Here is a 16,035-nt window from a genome sequence, read left to right on the forward strand (position 1 = left end):
CCCATTCCAGAGAAGTGAGGGTTGCATATGACTTTGAGTACCTCCTCATTCCATTCCACTCCCCGTCGCTGGCGGGAAGTAGAAACACAGTTGGGAATCGTCGTGCCCAGGTCGCTCCGATCTGACACTTCCGCCCTGCTGTTTTTGGAAAGCGTCGCTGCAACACCCATGTTGGACAAAGAAGAAGAGTTGGCGTGCCTGATTCGCTATCAGCAGCACGGCGATATGGAGGCACGTGAAACGATTGTGCGCGCGTATTTGCGCTATGTTGTCAGTACAGCCTTGCGCCATTTGAAAAGAGGCATGCCTTTCCTGGATCTGATTCAGGAAGGCACGATTGGATTGTTTACCGCCATAGACAAATTCGATGTGGGACGCGGCGTACGTCTCTATCATTACTCGCATTGGTGGATTTCCCAGGCGATCACCCGTGCGATCAACGACAAAGGCACCTTGATCCGCATTCCTGTCCACATGCATGAACAGATTCGCCAATATCAAAAGCAAGTATTGCATCTGATTCACGCTCTGAACCGCACCCCGGATCGACACGAGATTGCAGGACTGCTCGACATACCGTTGGAAAAAGTCGACGCGATCGAGCAGGCGCTGATGATGAAAATGGAGTCGATTGATGCCGAGCTGGACAGCGAAAAATGGCAGGCAGAGCATGACGAAGAATGTCTCAGCTATGCCGAGATCATGGACGATGGATTGTCCTCGCTGGACGACTGGATTGAAAAGGTGGACTTGCGTTCGCAAATGCATGCGGCATTGGAACGGCTCAGTCCCCGCGCCCAGGAGATTATCTCCATGCGCTACGGCCTTCACGACGACCATGTGTACACGCTGGAGGAAGTGGGCAAAATGTTCGGCCTGACCCGCGAGCGAATCCGCCAGATAGAAGCGACGACGATTGACCGACTGCGAACGCAAAAAGCGTCGAAAGTGTTGAAAGACTATTTGACCTGATGTCTTCACCAGCCCCCTCTTTTTTGGAGGGGGTTTTTTTGCATGGAAACGTGCAAGTGTCAGTTCAAACAGCGGAAGGCGCGTACGTTCGTCTTCTTGTGGTAAACTGATAGAGGCAGTTTGATTTTTGCATGGAAGAAGGAGGATCGCCAGATGAGCGATTATTTGATAAGAGCAACCGGATTCAACGGACATGTGCGGGCTTTTGCCGCGCGCACAACAGGGATTGTAGAAGAAATGCGCCGTCGCCACGACATGTGGAACACAGCAACCGCCGCGACAGGACGCACATTGACGGCGACTTTGATGATGGGCGCCATGTTAAAAGGAAACGAAAGCCTCTCTGTCAAAATAAAAGGGGGAGGGCCGATCGGCCAGATCGTCGCGGAGGCCAATGCCGATGGAGACGGCATCGCCTACGCTACCAACCCGCAGGTTCATTTTGAGCTGAATGAAAAAGGCAAGCTGGACGTTGCGCGCGCAGTCGGGACAGATGGCTTCGTGTACGTGACGAAAGACCTTGGACTGAAAGAGCCGTACCAAGGCAGCTCGCCGATCGTCTCCGGAGAGATTGGCGAAGACATCACGTACTACTTTGTGACGTCGGAGCAAACGCCGTCTGCCGTAGGGGTGGGCGTGCTGGTCAATCCGGAAGATCGCTCCGTTTTGGCGGCTGGCGGGTTCATTCTCCAGCTTTTGCCGAACACCCCTGAAGAAGTTGTGGCGAAAATCGAAGAACGGCTGGGGCAACTTCCGCAAGTATCCCGCATGATCGGCGAGGGGCTGACGCCAGAGGAAATTTTGGCGCGCGTCCTGGACGAGCCGAAGTACCTGAGCCGCACAGACATTCAATTCAACTGCAAATGCAACGAGGACAAAGTCATCCAGGCTCTGATTAGCATGGGACGTGAAGAGATGGAGAGTCTGCTTGAAGAACAGGGCGAAGCGGAAGTTCACTGTCATTTTTGCAACGAACGATATCATTTTGACAGAACCGCGCTGGAAGACATCATGAAAGACATGTAGGCAAAAGTCGCGCGGCGTCTGCTAGGGGAGAGGATGGCATGACCAATGTAAAAGGGTTGTGGGCATTCATCGGGGCGCTTGTTTTGTTGCTGCTTGCCGTGACCTGGGCCTGGTACCAGTCGTCAGGCAAGCTGCAGCCTGCGGCCATCGTGGGGGATGTGACCATTAGCGAAGCCGAGTACGTGTCAGCGCTCAAGCAAAAATTCGGGAAGCAGGTGCTCGACGACCTGGTGAATCGCGAGGTAGTTTTCCAGGAGGCAAAACGGCTGGGAATCAGCGCGGATCCGAATCAGGTCGAGCGGGAGCTGGCGCAGATTCGGGACAGCTACGGCAGCCGGACAGACAGCGAGTTTCAACAGGCGCTGCAAAAGCAGGCTGGAACGACTGTCGATGCCTTGAAGCGGGAGATTACCTATCAAATTTTGCTGCAAACGTTGGCCACCAAAGATATCTCCATCAGTGACGACGAAGTGTTGAAAGTGTACGAAAGCAGGGCAGAGCGCTATACGCGGCCGATGCAGCTACGCCTGTGGCAAATTGCGGTCGCATCGCAAAAAGAGGCGGAGCAGGTTCAGGCCGAACTCAAGCAGGGCGCCAACTTCCAGACGCTCGCCAAGGAACGCTCCATCGACAGCAGAACAGCGGCGATTGGCGGCGATTTGGGCTGGGTATCGTTGCGCGACCACCAGTTGCCTGACGAAGCGTGGAACGCGATAGAAAAGCTCAAGGCAAAAGAAAACAGCGAGCCGGTCAAGGTCGACGACAACTACGTGATCTATCACCTGGAGCAAAGCAGGGAGGCTACACAGCGGTCGTTCGAAGAGGTAAAAGAGGAATTGCGCCGGGAAATTGCTTTTGCGCAGGTAGAATCTCTCGATACTGTCCTGGAACGGTTGCGCAAATCGGTAGGGGTTCAGATTTCTGGGCAAATGCCTCATTGACCAATTGGGCAACCGTTGATATAATTATGACAATAAATCCTAGCGATTTACTCGGTTATCAAAAAATAAGGGGGCAGGACATATGCGCGTGGCGAATTCCATTACTGATTTGATTGGATTTACTCCGCTTGTGAAGCTGAATCGTGTTGTCACCGAAGATATTGCAGACATTTACTTGAAGCTTGAGTTTTTCAACCCGGGCAGCAGCGTGAAGGACCGTATCGCGCTGGCGATGATCGAGGCGGCCGAAGCAGACGGCAGCCTGAAGCCGGGATATACCATTATTGAACCGACGAGCGGAAATACAGGGATCGGACTTGCGATGGTGGCTGCGGCAAAAGGCTACCGCGCTATCCTGGTTATGCCGGAGACGATGAGTATCGAGCGTCGCAACCTGCTTCGCGCATACGGCGCTGAACTGGTTCTCACCCCAGGAGCGGAAGGCATGGGCGGGGCTATTCGCAAAGCCGAAGAGCTTGCGAAGGAAGACAGCACCTACTTCATCCCGCAACAATTCAAAAACAAGGCCAACCCGGCCATCCACCGCGATACGACAGCGCGCGAACTGCTGGAGCAAGCAAAAGAAATCGGCGGCGTGGACGCCTTTATTTCCGGAATCGGAACAGGCGGAACGATCACAGGTGTCGGGCAGGTGCTGCGCGAGCACTATCCGAACGTGCACATCGTAGCAGTCGAGCCGGCAGCTTCCCCGGTTTTGTCCGGCGGCAAGCCAGGTCCGCATAAAATCCAGGGGATCGGAGCGGGCTTTGTTCCGGAAATTCTCGATACGCAAATTTACGATGAAATCATCAAGGTAGAGAACGAGGAAGCTTTTGAAACAGCGCGCCGCGTTGCCCGTCAGGAAGGCATTCTGGGCGGCATTTCCTCCGGGGCGGCGATCCATGCTGCGCTGCAGGTGGCAGCGAAGCTCGGCAAAGGCAAAAAAGTCATCGCCATCATCCCGTCCAACGGTGAACGCTACCTGTCCACTCCTCTGTACCAATTCGAGGATTGATTGGCAGCAAAATACGAGAGGCCACGTCATGCCATTTTGGCGGCGTGGTCTTTTCTTTTTGCCTGGCGCGACTATATAATGAACGGATAAATAGTGAAAAAACCGGAGCGTGAAGCGAAATTGATGTTCCCTACCTTTGCAGAATGCCAGACGTACGCTTTGACATATCCATTGGTTCCGCTTGCTCTTCGCGGCAAATGGTCTTCTGAAATCGACCCGTGGCAGGTGCTGACCACACTGCAGCCTTCCGTGCAGGATGCCGTCTTGCTGGAAAGCGGCCGAGTGGGAAGGTACACTTTTTTGGCCTACCAGCCTGTAGCTACGTTGCGCAGTCAGCGGGGCGAAACGATCGTGGTCTATCCCGATCAGCAGGTAGAAAATATGGAGGCGGAGCAACCGCTTGATGCATTGCGCAAGCTGCTTGCCCGCTACCGTACGCCTGTCGTTCCAGATATGCCTGATTTTTCCGGCGGAGCAGTAGGCTATCTCAGCTATGATATGAACCGCTTTTTTGAGCCGACCCTTCCCCAGATCGCGACGGACGACTTACAGTTGCCAGACCTGTATGTTATGATAATGCAAGACCTTGTTGTCTTCGATCATCAGACGCGGGAGATCGTATGTCTGACTCATTTGTCTGCAAAAGAGTTGAGCGAAGAGACTTATCGACAAGCCGCAAAGCGACTGGAAAAACGGTTGGCGTCACTGGAAAAGCTCGTCGCCGAAGCCGATACGGTGGACTGGGATGCGCTGCGCAAAAGACCGTTGGTGCAAATGACGCCAGCGTCTGTGTCGTTCGCAAAAGACCAGTTCGAAGACGCCGTGCGCCGGGTGCAGGAGTATATTGGCCAGGGTGACGTGTTTCAGGTGAATCTGTCCGTGCGGCAGAGCAAACCGATCCAGGTGACTGCGCCCGATGTGTACAAGGTGCTGCGCAAGCTGAATCCGTCCCCGTATATGGGCTATCTCAGCTTTCCGGAATTTCAGTTGGTCAGCGCTTCCCCGGAGCTGCTGGTCAAAGTAAAAGGCGGCGAGGTTCACACGCGTCCCATCGCAGGCACTCGTCCGCGCGGGCAAACCGACGAACAGGACGAAGCATTGGCCCGCGAGCTGATCGACAATGAAAAGGAACGCGCAGAGCACGTCATGCTGGTGGACCTGGAGCGCAACGATTTGGGGCGCGTCTGCCGCTTTGGCAGCGTGGAGGTCAGCGAGTTCATGGTCGTGGAGAAATACTCCCACGTCATGCATATCGTCTCGCACGTAAAAGGAGAGCTGGCAGAGGGCAAAGATGCTTTCGACGCCGTGGCCGCAACTTTCCCTGGCGGTACGATTACAGGAGCGCCAAAAGTGCGGACGATGGAAATCATCGAGGAGCTGGAGCCAGTCAAGCGCGGCGTGTACACGGGATCAATCGGCTGGTTTGGCTTTAACGGAGATGTCGAGGTCAACATCGCGATCCGGACGATGGTCGTCAAGGACGGGATGGCTCACGTGCAGGCAGGGGCAGGCATCGTGATTGACTCTGTCCCGGAGGCAGAGTACGCCGAGTCGCTGAAAAAGGCAGAGGCGTTATGGAAGGCCCTAGAGATTAGCGAGCAGAGAACGATGAGTTGAGAGGAGATGAGTGTAAGATGATTTTGATGATTGACAACTACGATTCCTTTACGTACAACCTGGTGCAGTATGTCGGTGAGCTGGGCGAGGAACTGCAAGTGTACCGCAACGACAAAATTACGCTGGCAGAAATCGAGCGGCTGGCACCTGATTACTTGATGGTGTCGCCTGGTCCTTGCACGCCGAACGAAGCGGGGATCAGCATGGAGGCCATTTCTCATTTTGCCGGAAAAATCCCGATTTTGGGCGTGTGCCTGGGACACCAGTCGATCGGCCAAGTGTTTGGCGCAAAAGTCATTCGCGCCGAGCGATTGATGCACGGAAAAACGTCTCCGGTCTTTCACGACGGCAAAACGATTTTCCGGGATATTCCTTCCCCTTTTACAGCGGCACGCTATCACTCCTTGATCGTGGAGGAAGCCTCCATCCCGCGTGAGCTGGAGATTACGGCCCGGACGGCCGAAGGGGAAATCATGGCGATTCGCCATCGCGAGTATCCGATTGAAGGTGTGCAGTTCCACCCTGAATCAATCATTACGGAGCACGGCAAGCAGCTTTTGCAAAATTTCCTCACCACCTATGCGCGCCATACGACAGGATAACGTTAGATAGAGGACAAAAACCGCCTTTTTTCGGGCGGTTTTTTATTTTACAGACTCTTCATGCAAGGTTTACCATCTCTCGACATTCGGCTTGTACAATGAAGCAAAAGATGGCGAAAGAGGAGAGATGAAGAATGGATGTAAATCGTCGACAGTTTTTGACTTATCTGGGTGCAGGTACGGCAGCGCTGGCATCAATGGCAACAGGGATTCCAGCCTTGGCAGCAGGCAGTACCTTGTCTGGGAAAACAGCCGATCATCTGTTTGGTCTCGATACGAAAAACCACAACTTTAACCCCAAATTCAAAGAAATTCATCCGACGACAAAAGACGATGTCGTGCTGCCAGACGGATTCAAGTACGATGTCATCGCTTCCTACGGCGATAAAATCAATGCGGCCGGAGATACGTTTGGCTTCAACAGTGACTTCACCTGTTTTCTGCCGATTGAGGGCAAGTCAGACCACGGACTGCTGTGGGTGAACCACGAATATTTAGGAGAGTTGGAATATTACGTAAACGGATACGACTACTTGCATGCCGATCCGGACGACAACAAGCGCACGCCTGAGCAAATCCGGAAATACTTGTACGCGCTCGGCGGCTCCGTCATCGAAATCAAAAAAGAGCAAGGAACGTGGAAACTGGTTGCCGACTCCAAGTACGGACGCCGCGTCAGCGGGCTGACTAAGCACGTCCTCACTGGCCCGGCCGCTTCCATCGCGAAAGAAGTGACCGGAACGTTTGCAAATTGCTCCGGTGGAGTGACTTTATGGAATACCGTTCTTTCCTGTGAGGAAAACTACATGGACGTTGTAGGCGATTGCAAGCTGCCTGAGGCTGAGCATTATGGCTGGGTCATCGAAGTAGATCCGTTTGATCCGAAATCGACGCCGAAAAAGCATACGGCTCTCGGCCGCTTCTCCCACGAGAATACAGCGATGGTGCTGGCGCCGACAGGACAACTGGTTGTGTACATGGGCGACGATGCCAAAGACCAGTATGTGTACAAATACGTCTCCAAAGCGAAGTACGATCCGAAAGCAGGGAAAAGCAATTCGAAGCTGCTGGAAGAGGGGACGTTGTATGTAGCCAACTTCGGCAAAGGAAAATGGATCGCTTTGGATTACGTCACCAATGACGCTTTGAAAAAAGCGGTGGATGGAGAGGGCAAGCCGCTGTTTGCCTCCCAGGCTGACGTGTTAATCAACTGCCGCGAAGCCTCCAAAGCGGTAGGGGCAACACCGATGGATCGCCCGGAGGATCTCGAAGTCCATCCGATCGACGGTTCCGTCTTTATCGCCCTCACCAATAACGACAAGCACGGCAATTTTTACGGACAAATCGTGCGCCTGTTCGAAAAAGACAACAACCACGCCGGCGGAGAGTTCAGCTTTGAAATTTTTGCAGCGGGCGGTCCGCAAAGCGGTTTTGCTGCGCCGGACAACATGGCGTTTGACAGCGCAGGCAACCTGTGGGTCGTGACCGATATTTCTTCTTCCTCCATGAACAGCGGTATCTACAAGTCGTTTGGCAACAACGGGGTATTTTTCATTCCGACCTCGGGCAACAACCAGGGACAAGCCGCACAGTTCGCCTCTGCTCCCGTAGGCGCGGAAATGACAGGACCGTGGTTTACGCCTGACGAAAAAACGCTGTTCTTGTCGGTACAGCATCCAGGCGAAAACCTCAAGGACTACAGCCAGCCAACCAGTCATTGGCCAAAGGGCGGAAATGCAGTAGCTTTGCCGAGCGTGATTGCCATTACGGGTTTCTAGGACAAGGAGTGTAGTGCACCATGCTATCGAGCATCGGGATTCCCGGATTGATCTTGATTTTGATTATCGCGCTGGTCATTTTCGGACCGAGCAAGCTGCCGGAGATCGGCCGTGCTTTTGGCCGGACGCTGACAGAGTTCAAGTCAGCTACCAAAGACTTGACCAAGGACGACGACGAGGCAAAAGACAAAGCCGTGGAAGAAACGGCCAAACGAATCAACTAATCCGGCTTTGAGGCTTTGTGGAAAAGGCGGTGCGTGCAAGAGGCGCACTGCCTTTTTGCAGCACAGCGCGTAAGGGGGAGTGCGTGTGAACCAAGAGATGCCTGTTCTTGAGCATGTGACTGACTTGCGGCGCAGGCTACTGATTGTGGCAGCGACGCTCGTCGTCAGCATGATCGTCTGCTTTTTGTTTGTCGATCACATATATTTGGCATTGTCGAATCATTCGGGCGAAAAACTGGCGATTCTCGGTCCCAGTGACATTTTGTCGATTTATGTAAAGCTGTCTGCAGTCGGGGCGGTGGCGATCACGATTCCTGTCGCTGCTTACCAGGCGTGGCGCTTTGTAGTCCCGGCGCTGGAGGAGCGGGAGCGAAAAGTGGCGCTCATGTATATCCCCGCCCTGTTTCTGCTGTTTTTGTTCGGCTTGTCTTTCGCTTACTTCGTCTTGTTTCCGCTGATGTACCAATTTGTGCTGGGGTTGTCCAACGGGAATTTTGAGCTGGTGATTACGGCCAATGACTACTTCACCTTCATGCTCAATCTTTGTTTGCCGTTCGGGCTTTTGTTTGAATTGCCGGTGGTGGTTCTTTTTCTCAGCCATCTGGGCATACTGAATCCGCAGCGGCTGGCGAAAATGCGCAAGCCCGCCTACCTGGTGCTGGCGATCATTTCGATTACGATTACGCCGCCTGATTTTTTGTCCGATATTATGGTGATCGTGCCGCTGATCGTGCTGTACGAAATCTCCATTACCATCTCGCGCGTCATACATGGAAAACGCACTCGGGAAACTGCGCTTTCGCCGGAAAATATGGTATGATGCTCTCGACTATGTTATCGGGAGAGGGCAAAGATGCACGTTTATGTAAACGGGACGATCTGTCCGGCACATGAGGCGAGCGTATCGGTTTTGGATCACGGGTTTTTGTACGGCATCGGGCTGTTTGAGACGATGCGTGTTTACGACCGTCAACTGTTTTTGTGGGACGAACATTTTGCCCGGCTTCATTCCGGGCTTTTGGCGTTGCAGATTCAACCCATATGGTCAAAAGCGGAGCTGGCGGACGCGATTCTGCAAACGGTTGAGGCCAATGAACTGCGGGATGCGTATGTCCGCCTCAGCGTTACCGCCGGACCGGAAGGAGTAGGCTTGGTGACAGGCGGCTACGAGCGTCCGTCGCTATTTGTATTTGCCAAGCCGGTTGCGCCGCTTGCATTTCCGCCCCAGCCCAAGCGGTTGCAGACTTTAGCGCTTGTGAGGCAGACGGCGGAAGGACATCAGCGTTTCAAATCGCACAACTACCTCAACAATGCGCTGGCTCGCCAGGAGCTGGGTGCGCGCACGGATACGGAAGGGCTGTTTTTGACGCACGACGGCTTTCTCGCGGAAGGCATCGTCAGCAATCTGTTCTGGGTCAAGAACGGGCATCTGTTCACGCCTTCGTTGGATACGGGCATTCTCGACGGGGTGACCCGCCGCCATGTTTTGCGATTGGCCGAGCAGTTGGCGATCCCGACAACGGAAGGACGGTATCGGCTGGAAGAGTTGCTTGCGGCCGATGAAGTTTTCACCACCAACTCCGTGCAGGAAATCGTCCCGGTGGCAGAAGTAGACGGACAGCTAGTCGCATCGACCTACGGAAAATACACACGCGAACTGCACTTGGCCTATCGTCAGTCTGTAGCGACCGGAATGTAAATTATGGTATGCTACTAATCAATATGCGAAGACGGAAAAAGGGAGTAGGTCCATGAAGTACAATCCATTTCGAATCCATGCGGCAACCGTTGACGAGATGCTGGCGGAGCTTGCCCATCGAGGGATTTTTGGCGATCAGGCCGAGCGGTTGGCCGAGTGGAGAGCGGGTCTGATGATCCACGTGGAAAACATGAGTGAAGCTGTCGCGGAAAAGGTGCGGCTGGACATGCTTTCCGCCGGGGCCGAGGCCGTTGTGTCCGGGCAGCCGGGCGCAACTGACAAAAAGCGGCTGCTTTTGCTTGCGGGACCAAAGCAGTTGGAGCAGGCGCTGTCGCAACTGGAAAAACGGGATGAGGAGCTTGCAGCCGTGGCGGCAGAGGTACGGGAGGCTTTGGCGATGCCTGCGCGGCTGCGGGCCAGACGGGAGCTGAATTGCGGCCGTTACACCCTTCCGCTTGGCGAACGGACGCTGGTAATGGGCATCCTCAATGTGACGCCCGATTCCTTTTCGGACGGAGGGCGCTTCGTGGACCTTGACCACGCTTTGGCGCAGGCGCGCGCGATGGTCGAAGCGGGAGCGGACATCATTGACATCGGGGGCGAGTCTACGCGTCCGGGAGCGGAGCCGGTCGGGGAGGCAGAGGAGCTGGACAGGGTGCTGCCAGTGATTCGCCGTTTGTCCGCCGAGCTTTCTGTCCCTTTGTCCATCGACACGTACAAAGCCGCTGTAGCGGAGCGGGCGCTTGATGCCGGGGCGCATATCATCAATGACGTTTGGGGAGCAAAGCGCGATCCGCGCATGGCGGAGGTGGCTGCGCGGCGCGGGGTGCCGATCATTTTGATGCACAACCGTACAGACACGGACTACCGGGACTTTTACTCCGATTTTGTCAGAGATTTGCGCGAGTCTGTGCAAATTGCCCTGCAAGCGGGTGTGCGCGAGGAACAGATTATTCTCGATCCGGGGATCGGCTTTGTCAAAACGGTCGAGCAAAATCTCGAAACGATGCGCAGACTCGACGATCTCGTCGCCCTCGGGTACCCGGTTTTGCTCGCGACTTCGCGCAAACGGATGATTGGCCACGTCCTCGACCTTCCTGTGGACGAGCGGGTGGAAGGGACAGCCGCGACAGTTGCGCTCGGCGTCGCCAAAGGCTGCCACATGGTACGGGTGCACGATGTCAAAGAGATGAAGCGGGTTACGAAGATGATGGACGCGATGCTGAAGGGGGGCATTTGACGTTGGATAAAATTTACTTCAACGGCATGTCGTTTTACGGCTACCATGGCGTGTTTGGAGCAGAGGCGGAGCTGGGTCAACGTTTTTACGTCGATCTGGAGCTTTCTGCCGATTTGTCGCAGGCAGGCGCAAGCGATGAGCTTCAACATACGATCAATTACGCCGATATTTTTATTTGTGTGCAAAAAATTGTCGAGGGCGAACGGTTCAACCTGGTTGAAAAGCTGACGGCCGTCATTGCCGAGCGGCTTTTGACGCAATTTCCTCTGCAAGAGGTCAAAGTCAAGGTGACCAAGCCGAACCCGCCGATCAACGGGCATTATGAATCTGTCGCCATTGAGATGACGCGCAAAAGAGAGGATTTTGCTTCATGAGTGTAATTGCGTATCTGGGGCTTGGCTCGAACCAGGGCGACCGGGCAGAAAAGCTGCGCCAGGCGATCCGGAAGCTTGCTGCGCACAGAGGGATTCGCGTGCTGCGTACATCGTCTGTGTACGAGACTGAGCCGTTCGGCTACGTCGAGCAAGAGGCGTTTTTGAATATGGCCGTAGCGGTAGAGACAGAGCTTTCCCCGGAGCAGCTTCTGGAGACCGCCTTGTCGGTGGAGCGGGAGCTGGGACGCATTCGAACCATCCGCTGGGGACCGCGTACAATCGACATTGATCTTCTCTTGTACGGTACATCCTCTGTGTCGCTGGAGCATCTTGTCATCCCGCATCCGGGTCTTAGCCAGCGTGCTTTTGTGCTTGTTCCGTTGCGCGATATTTGGGAGGGCGGGGTTTTGCCCGGCCACGACCAGACTATTGACCATTATCTTTCCTTATTGGTAGAAGATCACAAGGGGGTACGAGAGTGGGGAGCAATCAACTGGGAAATCGGATCAGATCCTTCCGGAAGCTAAAAGGGTATACACAACAATCGCTTTCGGAAAAGCTGGGAGTATCATTGTCGTTTGTCGGATCGCTTGAGCGGGGAACCCGTACGCCGACAGAGCCGGTACTGCGCAAGATCGCCAGCACTTTACAGGTCGACTATGAAGAATTATGTGCTATAAATAAATGATAGATCGTTTGGATGGGTCTCTCCTCTCCAAGAACCCGTGGATCGGGAATAAGGAGGTCGAAATAGATGAAAATCGGTAACATCGAATTGAAAAACAACGTCGTTCTCGCCCCGATGGCAGGTGTGTGCAACCCTGCTTTTCGTTTGATTGCCAAGGAGTTCGGGACTGGCCTGGTATGCGCCGAGATGGTCAGCGACAAAGGAATCGTCCACGGCAACAAAAAGACAATCGACATGTTGTACGTCGACGAGCGCGAGAAACCGCTCAGCCTGCAGATTTTTGGCGGCGACAAGGAAACATTGGTGGAAGCGGCGAAGTATGTAGACCAACATACGAACGCAGACATTATCGACATCAATATGGGGTGTCCCGTTCCGAAAATTACGAGCTGTGACGCAGGTGCCCGCCTGCTGCTTGATCCGAATAAAATTTACGAGGTCGTCTCTGCTGTAGTCGATGCCGTGGAGAAGCCGGTTACGGTGAAAATGCGTCTGGGCTGGGACGAAGAGCACCTGTACGTGGTGGAAAATGCCAAGGCTGTTGAGCGCGCAGGCGGCAAGGCCATCGCCGTCCATGGCCGCACGCGTGTGCAAATGTACAAGGGCCATGCGGACTGGAGCTGGATCGGGCGCGTGAAGGAAGCCGTTTCGATTCCGGTCATCGGCAATGGCGATGTCGCGACACCGGAGGATGCAAGACGCATGCTCGACACGACCGGCTGCGATGGCGTCATGATCGGACGCGCCGCACTCGGCAATCCGTGGATGCTGTATCGGACCATCCAGTACTTGACGACAGGAGAGCTTGTGCCCGAGCCTTCCGTACGCGAAAAAATCGACATCTGTCTCTTGCACGCCGAGCGTCTGATTGCGCTGAAAGGTCCGCGCGTAGGTGTGCTGGAAATGCGCAAGCACGCCGCATGGTATTTGAAAGGGCTGCGAGGCTCTACCCATACGAAAAACTTGGTGAATGCCGTGGAGACAGAAGAAGAGCTGCGTCGGGTTTTGACGGACTATGTCGAGTGGGTTGAGAACTATGCAGGCGACCTGGAAGAGCCGCAGGAATCAGCGCGCGACGAGGCAGTCAGCTACTAAAATGGTTGTTTGTTCCAGACATTGACAAGGGTTCCTTCATATCCTATAATACTCCGTAATATTGGGAGCCAAGCTGCCAGTCCACTCTGGCAGCTTTACCTTTGAACCCTCACAGTTATTGTGTTCTGCTGTATATTGTATAGAACAACTACATATAATCCTTTGTACTTTACCCAGTGCAAATGGAATCATTTTTTAAAACGGGGGAATTGAACCATGTCTGAAAAAGAAGTTTTCCTGACACCAGAAGGTTTAACAAAACTGGAGCAAGAGCTTGAAGATTTGAAAACGGTTAAACGCAAGGAAGTTGCAGCAAGGATTAAAGAAGCGATCAGCTTTGGAGATATCAGTGAGAACTCTGAGTACGAAGAAGCAAAGAATGAGCAGGCGTTCATCGAAGGCCGCATTCTGACGCTGGAAAAAATGTTGCGCAAAGCCACCATCATCACCAATGAAGATGTGGACACAGGCGTAGTCAGCGTAGGATCGAGAGTGAAGCTGAAAGACCTGGAGTATGGTGATATTGTCGATTACACCATCGTAGGCTCTGCCGAATCCGATCCGATGAACAACAAGATTTCCAACGAGTCTCCTGTAGGCCAAGCGCTTTTGGGCAAGAGCAAGGGCGCGATCGTCGACGTGAACGTACCTGCAGGCGTCATTCAGTACGAGATTCTCGATATTAACCTGTAAGCAGTTCATCCATGGCGTACCTTTTACGAGGTACGCCGTATCACTATTTGACCGTGCTGTACAATATTGTTAAATCAGGTATTTTTTAGAGGAGTGAGCAAAAATGGCAAACGAGCAAGACCTGCAGCAAGAAGAGCAGCAACAGGAAGGACTGCACGAGCTTCTGCAAGTGCGTCACGACAAAATGAATCAAATTCGCGAGTGGGGCTTTGATCCGTTCGGGAAAAAGTTCGAGCAAACCCACCACGCTGCTGATATTGTGAAAGCATTTGGCGACAAGACCAAAGAAGAGCTGGAAGCAGAAGAGCATGTTGTTACGATCGCAGGCCGCCTGATGGCAAAACGCGCGATGGGCAAAGCGAGCTTCGCCCAGCTTTTGGACCGTTCCGGCCAAATTCAAATCTACGTGCGCCAGGACACTATTGGCGAAGAGGCGCACAAAGTGTTTGAGATCAGCGATATCGGCGACCTGATCGGCATTCGCGGTGTTGTTTTCAAAACAAAAACAGGCGAGCTCAGTGTCAAAGCAAAAGAGTTTACCTACCTCTCCAAGTCGCTGCGCCCACTCCCTGAGAAATACCACGGTTTGAAAGACATCGAAACGCGCTACCGCAAGCGCTACGTGGACTTGATCGTGAATCCCGAGGTGCGCGATACGTTTATTACGCGCAGCCGCATTTTGACCTCGATGCGCCGTTATTTGGACAACCTTGGCTATCTGGAAGTGGAGACACCGACTCTCCACGCAATTGCCGGCGGTGCTTCTGCGCGTCCGTTCGTTACGCACCACAATGCGTTGGACATGCAGTTGTACATGCGTATTGCGATCGAGCTGCACTTGAAACGCCTGATTGTCGGCGGACTGGAAAAGGTGTATGAAATCGGTCGCGTTTACCGGAACGAAGGAATTTCTACACGCCACAACCCTGAGTTCACGATGATTGAATTGTACGAGGCGTATGCCGACTACCAGGACATCATGACTCTGACAGAAGAGATGATCGCCCATATCGCACAGGAAGTATTGGGCACCACGAAGATCGAATACCAAGGCAATGAGATTGATCTGACACCAAAATGGCGCCGTGTGCACATGGTTGATCTGATTAAGGAAAACCTCGGCGTAGACTTCTGGAAAGAAATGAGCGACGACGAAGCGCGTGCACTGGCAAAAGAGCATGGAGTAGCTGTCGAGCCTCATCATACCTTTGGGCACGTTGTGAACGAATTTTTCGAGCAAAAGCTGGAGCATACGCTGATTCAGCCTACGTTTGTGTACGGTCACCCTGTAGCGATTTCTCCATTGGCGAAAAAGAACGATGAAGATCCGCGCTTCACCGACCGTTTCGAGCTGTTTATCGTCGCTCGCGAGCATGCGAATGCGTTCACAGAGCTGAATGATCCGATTGACCAGCGCGAACGCTTTGAAGCGCAGCTTCTGGAAAAAGCGGCGGGCAACGACGAGGCGCATGAAATGGACGACGATTTCATTGAGGCGCTTGAGTACGGTATGCCGCCAACAGGTGGTTTGGGAATCGGAATCGACCGTCTGGTCATGCTGTTGACCAACTCGCCTTCTATCCGTGACGTATTGCTGTTCCCGCATATGCGTGCGCGTGACTAATTGCCGTAAAAGCCGTTTGAAGGTTATTCAAACGGCTTTTATTTTTTACTTGCACTAAAAGACGTATAGTGGTACATTAATAACTGTTCTTCTTTGGTACATAATCGATTGCAGCCCTAAACAAAATAATGCTTGCTTTTTTGATGGGGTATGTGATAGATTAATGAAGTCGCCGTTAAACAACTTAAAAAAGTGGTTGACACGACTTGGACAACCTGATAAGATGAAGTGGTTGTTGCGAAAATGCTCTTTGAAAACTGAACAGCGAAAGCGTTGATGAGTCTATCATTAATGATTTGCCAGCTTTGAACCAGTAACAAACTTTATTGGAGAGTTTGATCCTGGCTCAGGACGAACGCTGGCGGCGTGCCTAATACATGCAAGTCGAGCGAGTCCCTTCGGGGGCTAGCGGCGGACGGGTGAGTAACACGTAGGCAACCTGCCTCT

The 16,035-nt window shown here is 53.4% G+C and carries 17 protein-coding genes and 1 rRNA gene; all 18 read left to right on the plus strand.

Features of this window, described 5'->3' with window-relative positions; all coding sequences use genetic code 11:
- Window positions 1-27 precede the first annotated feature (27 nt).
- Window positions 28-972, plus strand: coding sequence for a sigma-70 family RNA polymerase sigma factor (locus AC27IT_RS17470; protein ID WP_007787227.1), 945 nt, complete (start codon window positions 28-30; stop codon window positions 970-972).
- A 153-nt stretch (window positions 973-1,125) separates the two neighbouring features.
- The gene (gene hslO, locus AC27IT_RS17475) at window positions 1,126-1,998 is read left to right on the plus strand and encodes an Hsp33 family molecular chaperone HslO (protein ID WP_005833694.1); all 873 of its coding nucleotides are present in this window, start codon (window positions 1,126-1,128) and stop codon (window positions 1,996-1,998) included.
- A gap of 38 nt (window positions 1,999-2,036) precedes the next feature.
- Complete coding sequence (locus AC27IT_RS17480; protein WP_025843821.1) at window positions 2,037-2,939, plus strand: peptidyl-prolyl cis-trans isomerase; 903 nt, start codon at window positions 2,037-2,039, stop codon at window positions 2,937-2,939.
- Between the two features lie 82 nt (window positions 2,940-3,021).
- Window positions 3,022-3,954 (plus strand): cysteine synthase A, encoded by a 933-nt coding sequence (gene cysK, locus AC27IT_RS17485; RefSeq protein WP_005833690.1) that lies wholly within the window; start codon window positions 3,022-3,024, stop codon window positions 3,952-3,954.
- Between the two features lie 123 nt (window positions 3,955-4,077).
- Window positions 4,078-5,571: an anthranilate synthase component I gene (gene trpE / locus AC27IT_RS17490; RefSeq protein ID WP_007787231.1), complete on the plus strand. Its 1,494-nt coding sequence runs from the start codon at window positions 4,078-4,080 to the stop codon at window positions 5,569-5,571.
- A 17-nt stretch (window positions 5,572-5,588) separates the two neighbouring features.
- Window positions 5,589-6,173: an aminodeoxychorismate/anthranilate synthase component II gene (gene pabA / locus AC27IT_RS17495; RefSeq protein ID WP_005833684.1), complete on the plus strand. Its 585-nt coding sequence runs from the start codon at window positions 5,589-5,591 to the stop codon at window positions 6,171-6,173.
- Window positions 6,174-6,307: 134 nt separating this feature from the next.
- A complete protein-coding gene (locus AC27IT_RS17500; protein ID WP_025843822.1) occupies window positions 6,308-7,951 on the plus strand; it encodes a PhoX family protein in 1,644 nt (547 codons plus the stop codon).
- 20 nt (window positions 7,952-7,971) lie between these two features.
- On the plus strand, window positions 7,972-8,175 hold the full coding sequence (tatA, locus tag AC27IT_RS17505; protein WP_025843823.1) for a twin-arginine translocase TatA/TatE family subunit: 204 nt from the start codon (window positions 7,972-7,974) through the stop codon (window positions 8,173-8,175).
- Window positions 8,176-8,260: 85 nt separating this feature from the next.
- On the plus strand, window positions 8,261-8,995 hold the full coding sequence (gene tatC, locus AC27IT_RS17510; RefSeq protein ID WP_025843824.1) for a twin-arginine translocase subunit TatC: 735 nt from the start codon (window positions 8,261-8,263) through the stop codon (window positions 8,993-8,995).
- A gap of 33 nt (window positions 8,996-9,028) precedes the next feature.
- Window positions 9,029-9,874, plus strand: coding sequence for an aminodeoxychorismate lyase (gene pabC / locus AC27IT_RS17515; RefSeq protein ID WP_025843825.1), 846 nt, complete (start codon window positions 9,029-9,031; stop codon window positions 9,872-9,874).
- A 52-nt stretch (window positions 9,875-9,926) separates the two neighbouring features.
- Window positions 9,927-11,114 carry a dihydropteroate synthase gene (folP, locus tag AC27IT_RS17520; protein WP_283858525.1) on the plus strand — a complete coding sequence of 396 codons (1,188 nt, stop codon included), beginning with the start codon at window positions 9,927-9,929 and terminating at the stop codon, window positions 11,112-11,114.
- A 2-nt stretch (window positions 11,115-11,116) separates the two neighbouring features.
- The gene (gene folB / locus AC27IT_RS17525; RefSeq protein ID WP_005836206.1) at window positions 11,117-11,488 is read left to right on the plus strand and encodes a dihydroneopterin aldolase; all 372 of its coding nucleotides are present in this window, start codon (window positions 11,117-11,119) and stop codon (window positions 11,486-11,488) included.
- Window positions 11,485-12,015 carry a 2-amino-4-hydroxy-6-hydroxymethyldihydropteridine diphosphokinase gene (folK, locus tag AC27IT_RS17530; RefSeq protein ID WP_005836204.1) on the plus strand — a complete coding sequence of 177 codons (531 nt, stop codon included), beginning with the start codon at window positions 11,485-11,487 and terminating at the stop codon, window positions 12,013-12,015. Before folB ends, folK begins: the two co-directional genes overlap by 4 nt.
- A complete protein-coding gene (locus tag AC27IT_RS17535) occupies window positions 11,967-12,176 on the plus strand; it encodes a helix-turn-helix domain-containing protein (RefSeq protein ID WP_005836203.1) in 210 nt (69 codons plus the stop codon). Before folK ends, AC27IT_RS17535 begins: the two co-directional genes overlap by 49 nt.
- 66 nt (window positions 12,177-12,242) lie before the next feature.
- Window positions 12,243-13,271, plus strand: coding sequence for a tRNA dihydrouridine synthase DusB (dusB, locus tag AC27IT_RS17540; protein WP_005836201.1), 1,029 nt, complete (start codon window positions 12,243-12,245; stop codon window positions 13,269-13,271).
- Between the two features lie 216 nt (window positions 13,272-13,487).
- On the plus strand, window positions 13,488-13,964 hold the full coding sequence (gene greA, locus AC27IT_RS17545) for a transcription elongation factor GreA (RefSeq protein WP_005836199.1): 477 nt from the start codon (window positions 13,488-13,490) through the stop codon (window positions 13,962-13,964).
- 103 nt (window positions 13,965-14,067) lie between these two features.
- Window positions 14,068-15,588: a lysine--tRNA ligase gene (gene lysS, locus AC27IT_RS17550; RefSeq protein WP_005836197.1), complete on the plus strand. Its 1,521-nt coding sequence runs from the start codon at window positions 14,068-14,070 to the stop codon at window positions 15,586-15,588.
- A 323-nt stretch (window positions 15,589-15,911) separates the two neighbouring features.
- Window positions 15,912-16,035 (plus strand): 16S ribosomal RNA (locus AC27IT_RS17555); the annotation flags it as partial.

The sequence above is a fragment of the Brevibacillus sp. YAE8 genome (assembly GCF_057543335.1).

Coding starts and splice junctions, on each gene's coding strand:
- folP (WP_283858525.1), top strand. CDS start 9,927: ATGAAGTACAATCCATTTCGAATCCATGCGGCAACCGTTGACGAGATG.
- pabA (WP_005833684.1), top strand. CDS start 5,589: ATGATTTTGATGATTGACAACTACGATTCCTTTACGTACAACCTGGTG.
- folK (WP_005836204.1), top strand. CDS start 11,485: ATGAGTGTAATTGCGTATCTGGGGCTTGGCTCGAACCAGGGCGACCGG.
- lysS (WP_005836197.1), top strand. CDS start 14,068: ATGGCAAACGAGCAAGACCTGCAGCAAGAAGAGCAGCAACAGGAAGGA.
- AC27IT_RS17470 (WP_007787227.1), top strand. CDS start 28: ATGACTTTGAGTACCTCCTCATTCCATTCCACTCCCCGTCGCTGGCGG.
- cysK (WP_005833690.1), top strand. CDS start 3,022: ATGCGCGTGGCGAATTCCATTACTGATTTGATTGGATTTACTCCGCTT.
- pabC (WP_025843825.1), top strand. CDS start 9,029: ATGCACGTTTATGTAAACGGGACGATCTGTCCGGCACATGAGGCGAGC.
- greA (WP_005836199.1), top strand. CDS start 13,488: ATGTCTGAAAAAGAAGTTTTCCTGACACCAGAAGGTTTAACAAAACTG.
- hslO (WP_005833694.1), top strand. CDS start 1,126: ATGAGCGATTATTTGATAAGAGCAACCGGATTCAACGGACATGTGCGG.
- AC27IT_RS17500 (WP_025843822.1), top strand. CDS start 6,308: ATGGATGTAAATCGTCGACAGTTTTTGACTTATCTGGGTGCAGGTACG.
- trpE (WP_007787231.1), top strand. CDS start 4,078: ATGTTCCCTACCTTTGCAGAATGCCAGACGTACGCTTTGACATATCCA.
- dusB (WP_005836201.1), top strand. CDS start 12,243: ATGAAAATCGGTAACATCGAATTGAAAAACAACGTCGTTCTCGCCCCG.
- tatA (WP_025843823.1), top strand. CDS start 7,972: ATGCTATCGAGCATCGGGATTCCCGGATTGATCTTGATTTTGATTATC.
- AC27IT_RS17480 (WP_025843821.1), top strand. CDS start 2,037: ATGACCAATGTAAAAGGGTTGTGGGCATTCATCGGGGCGCTTGTTTTG.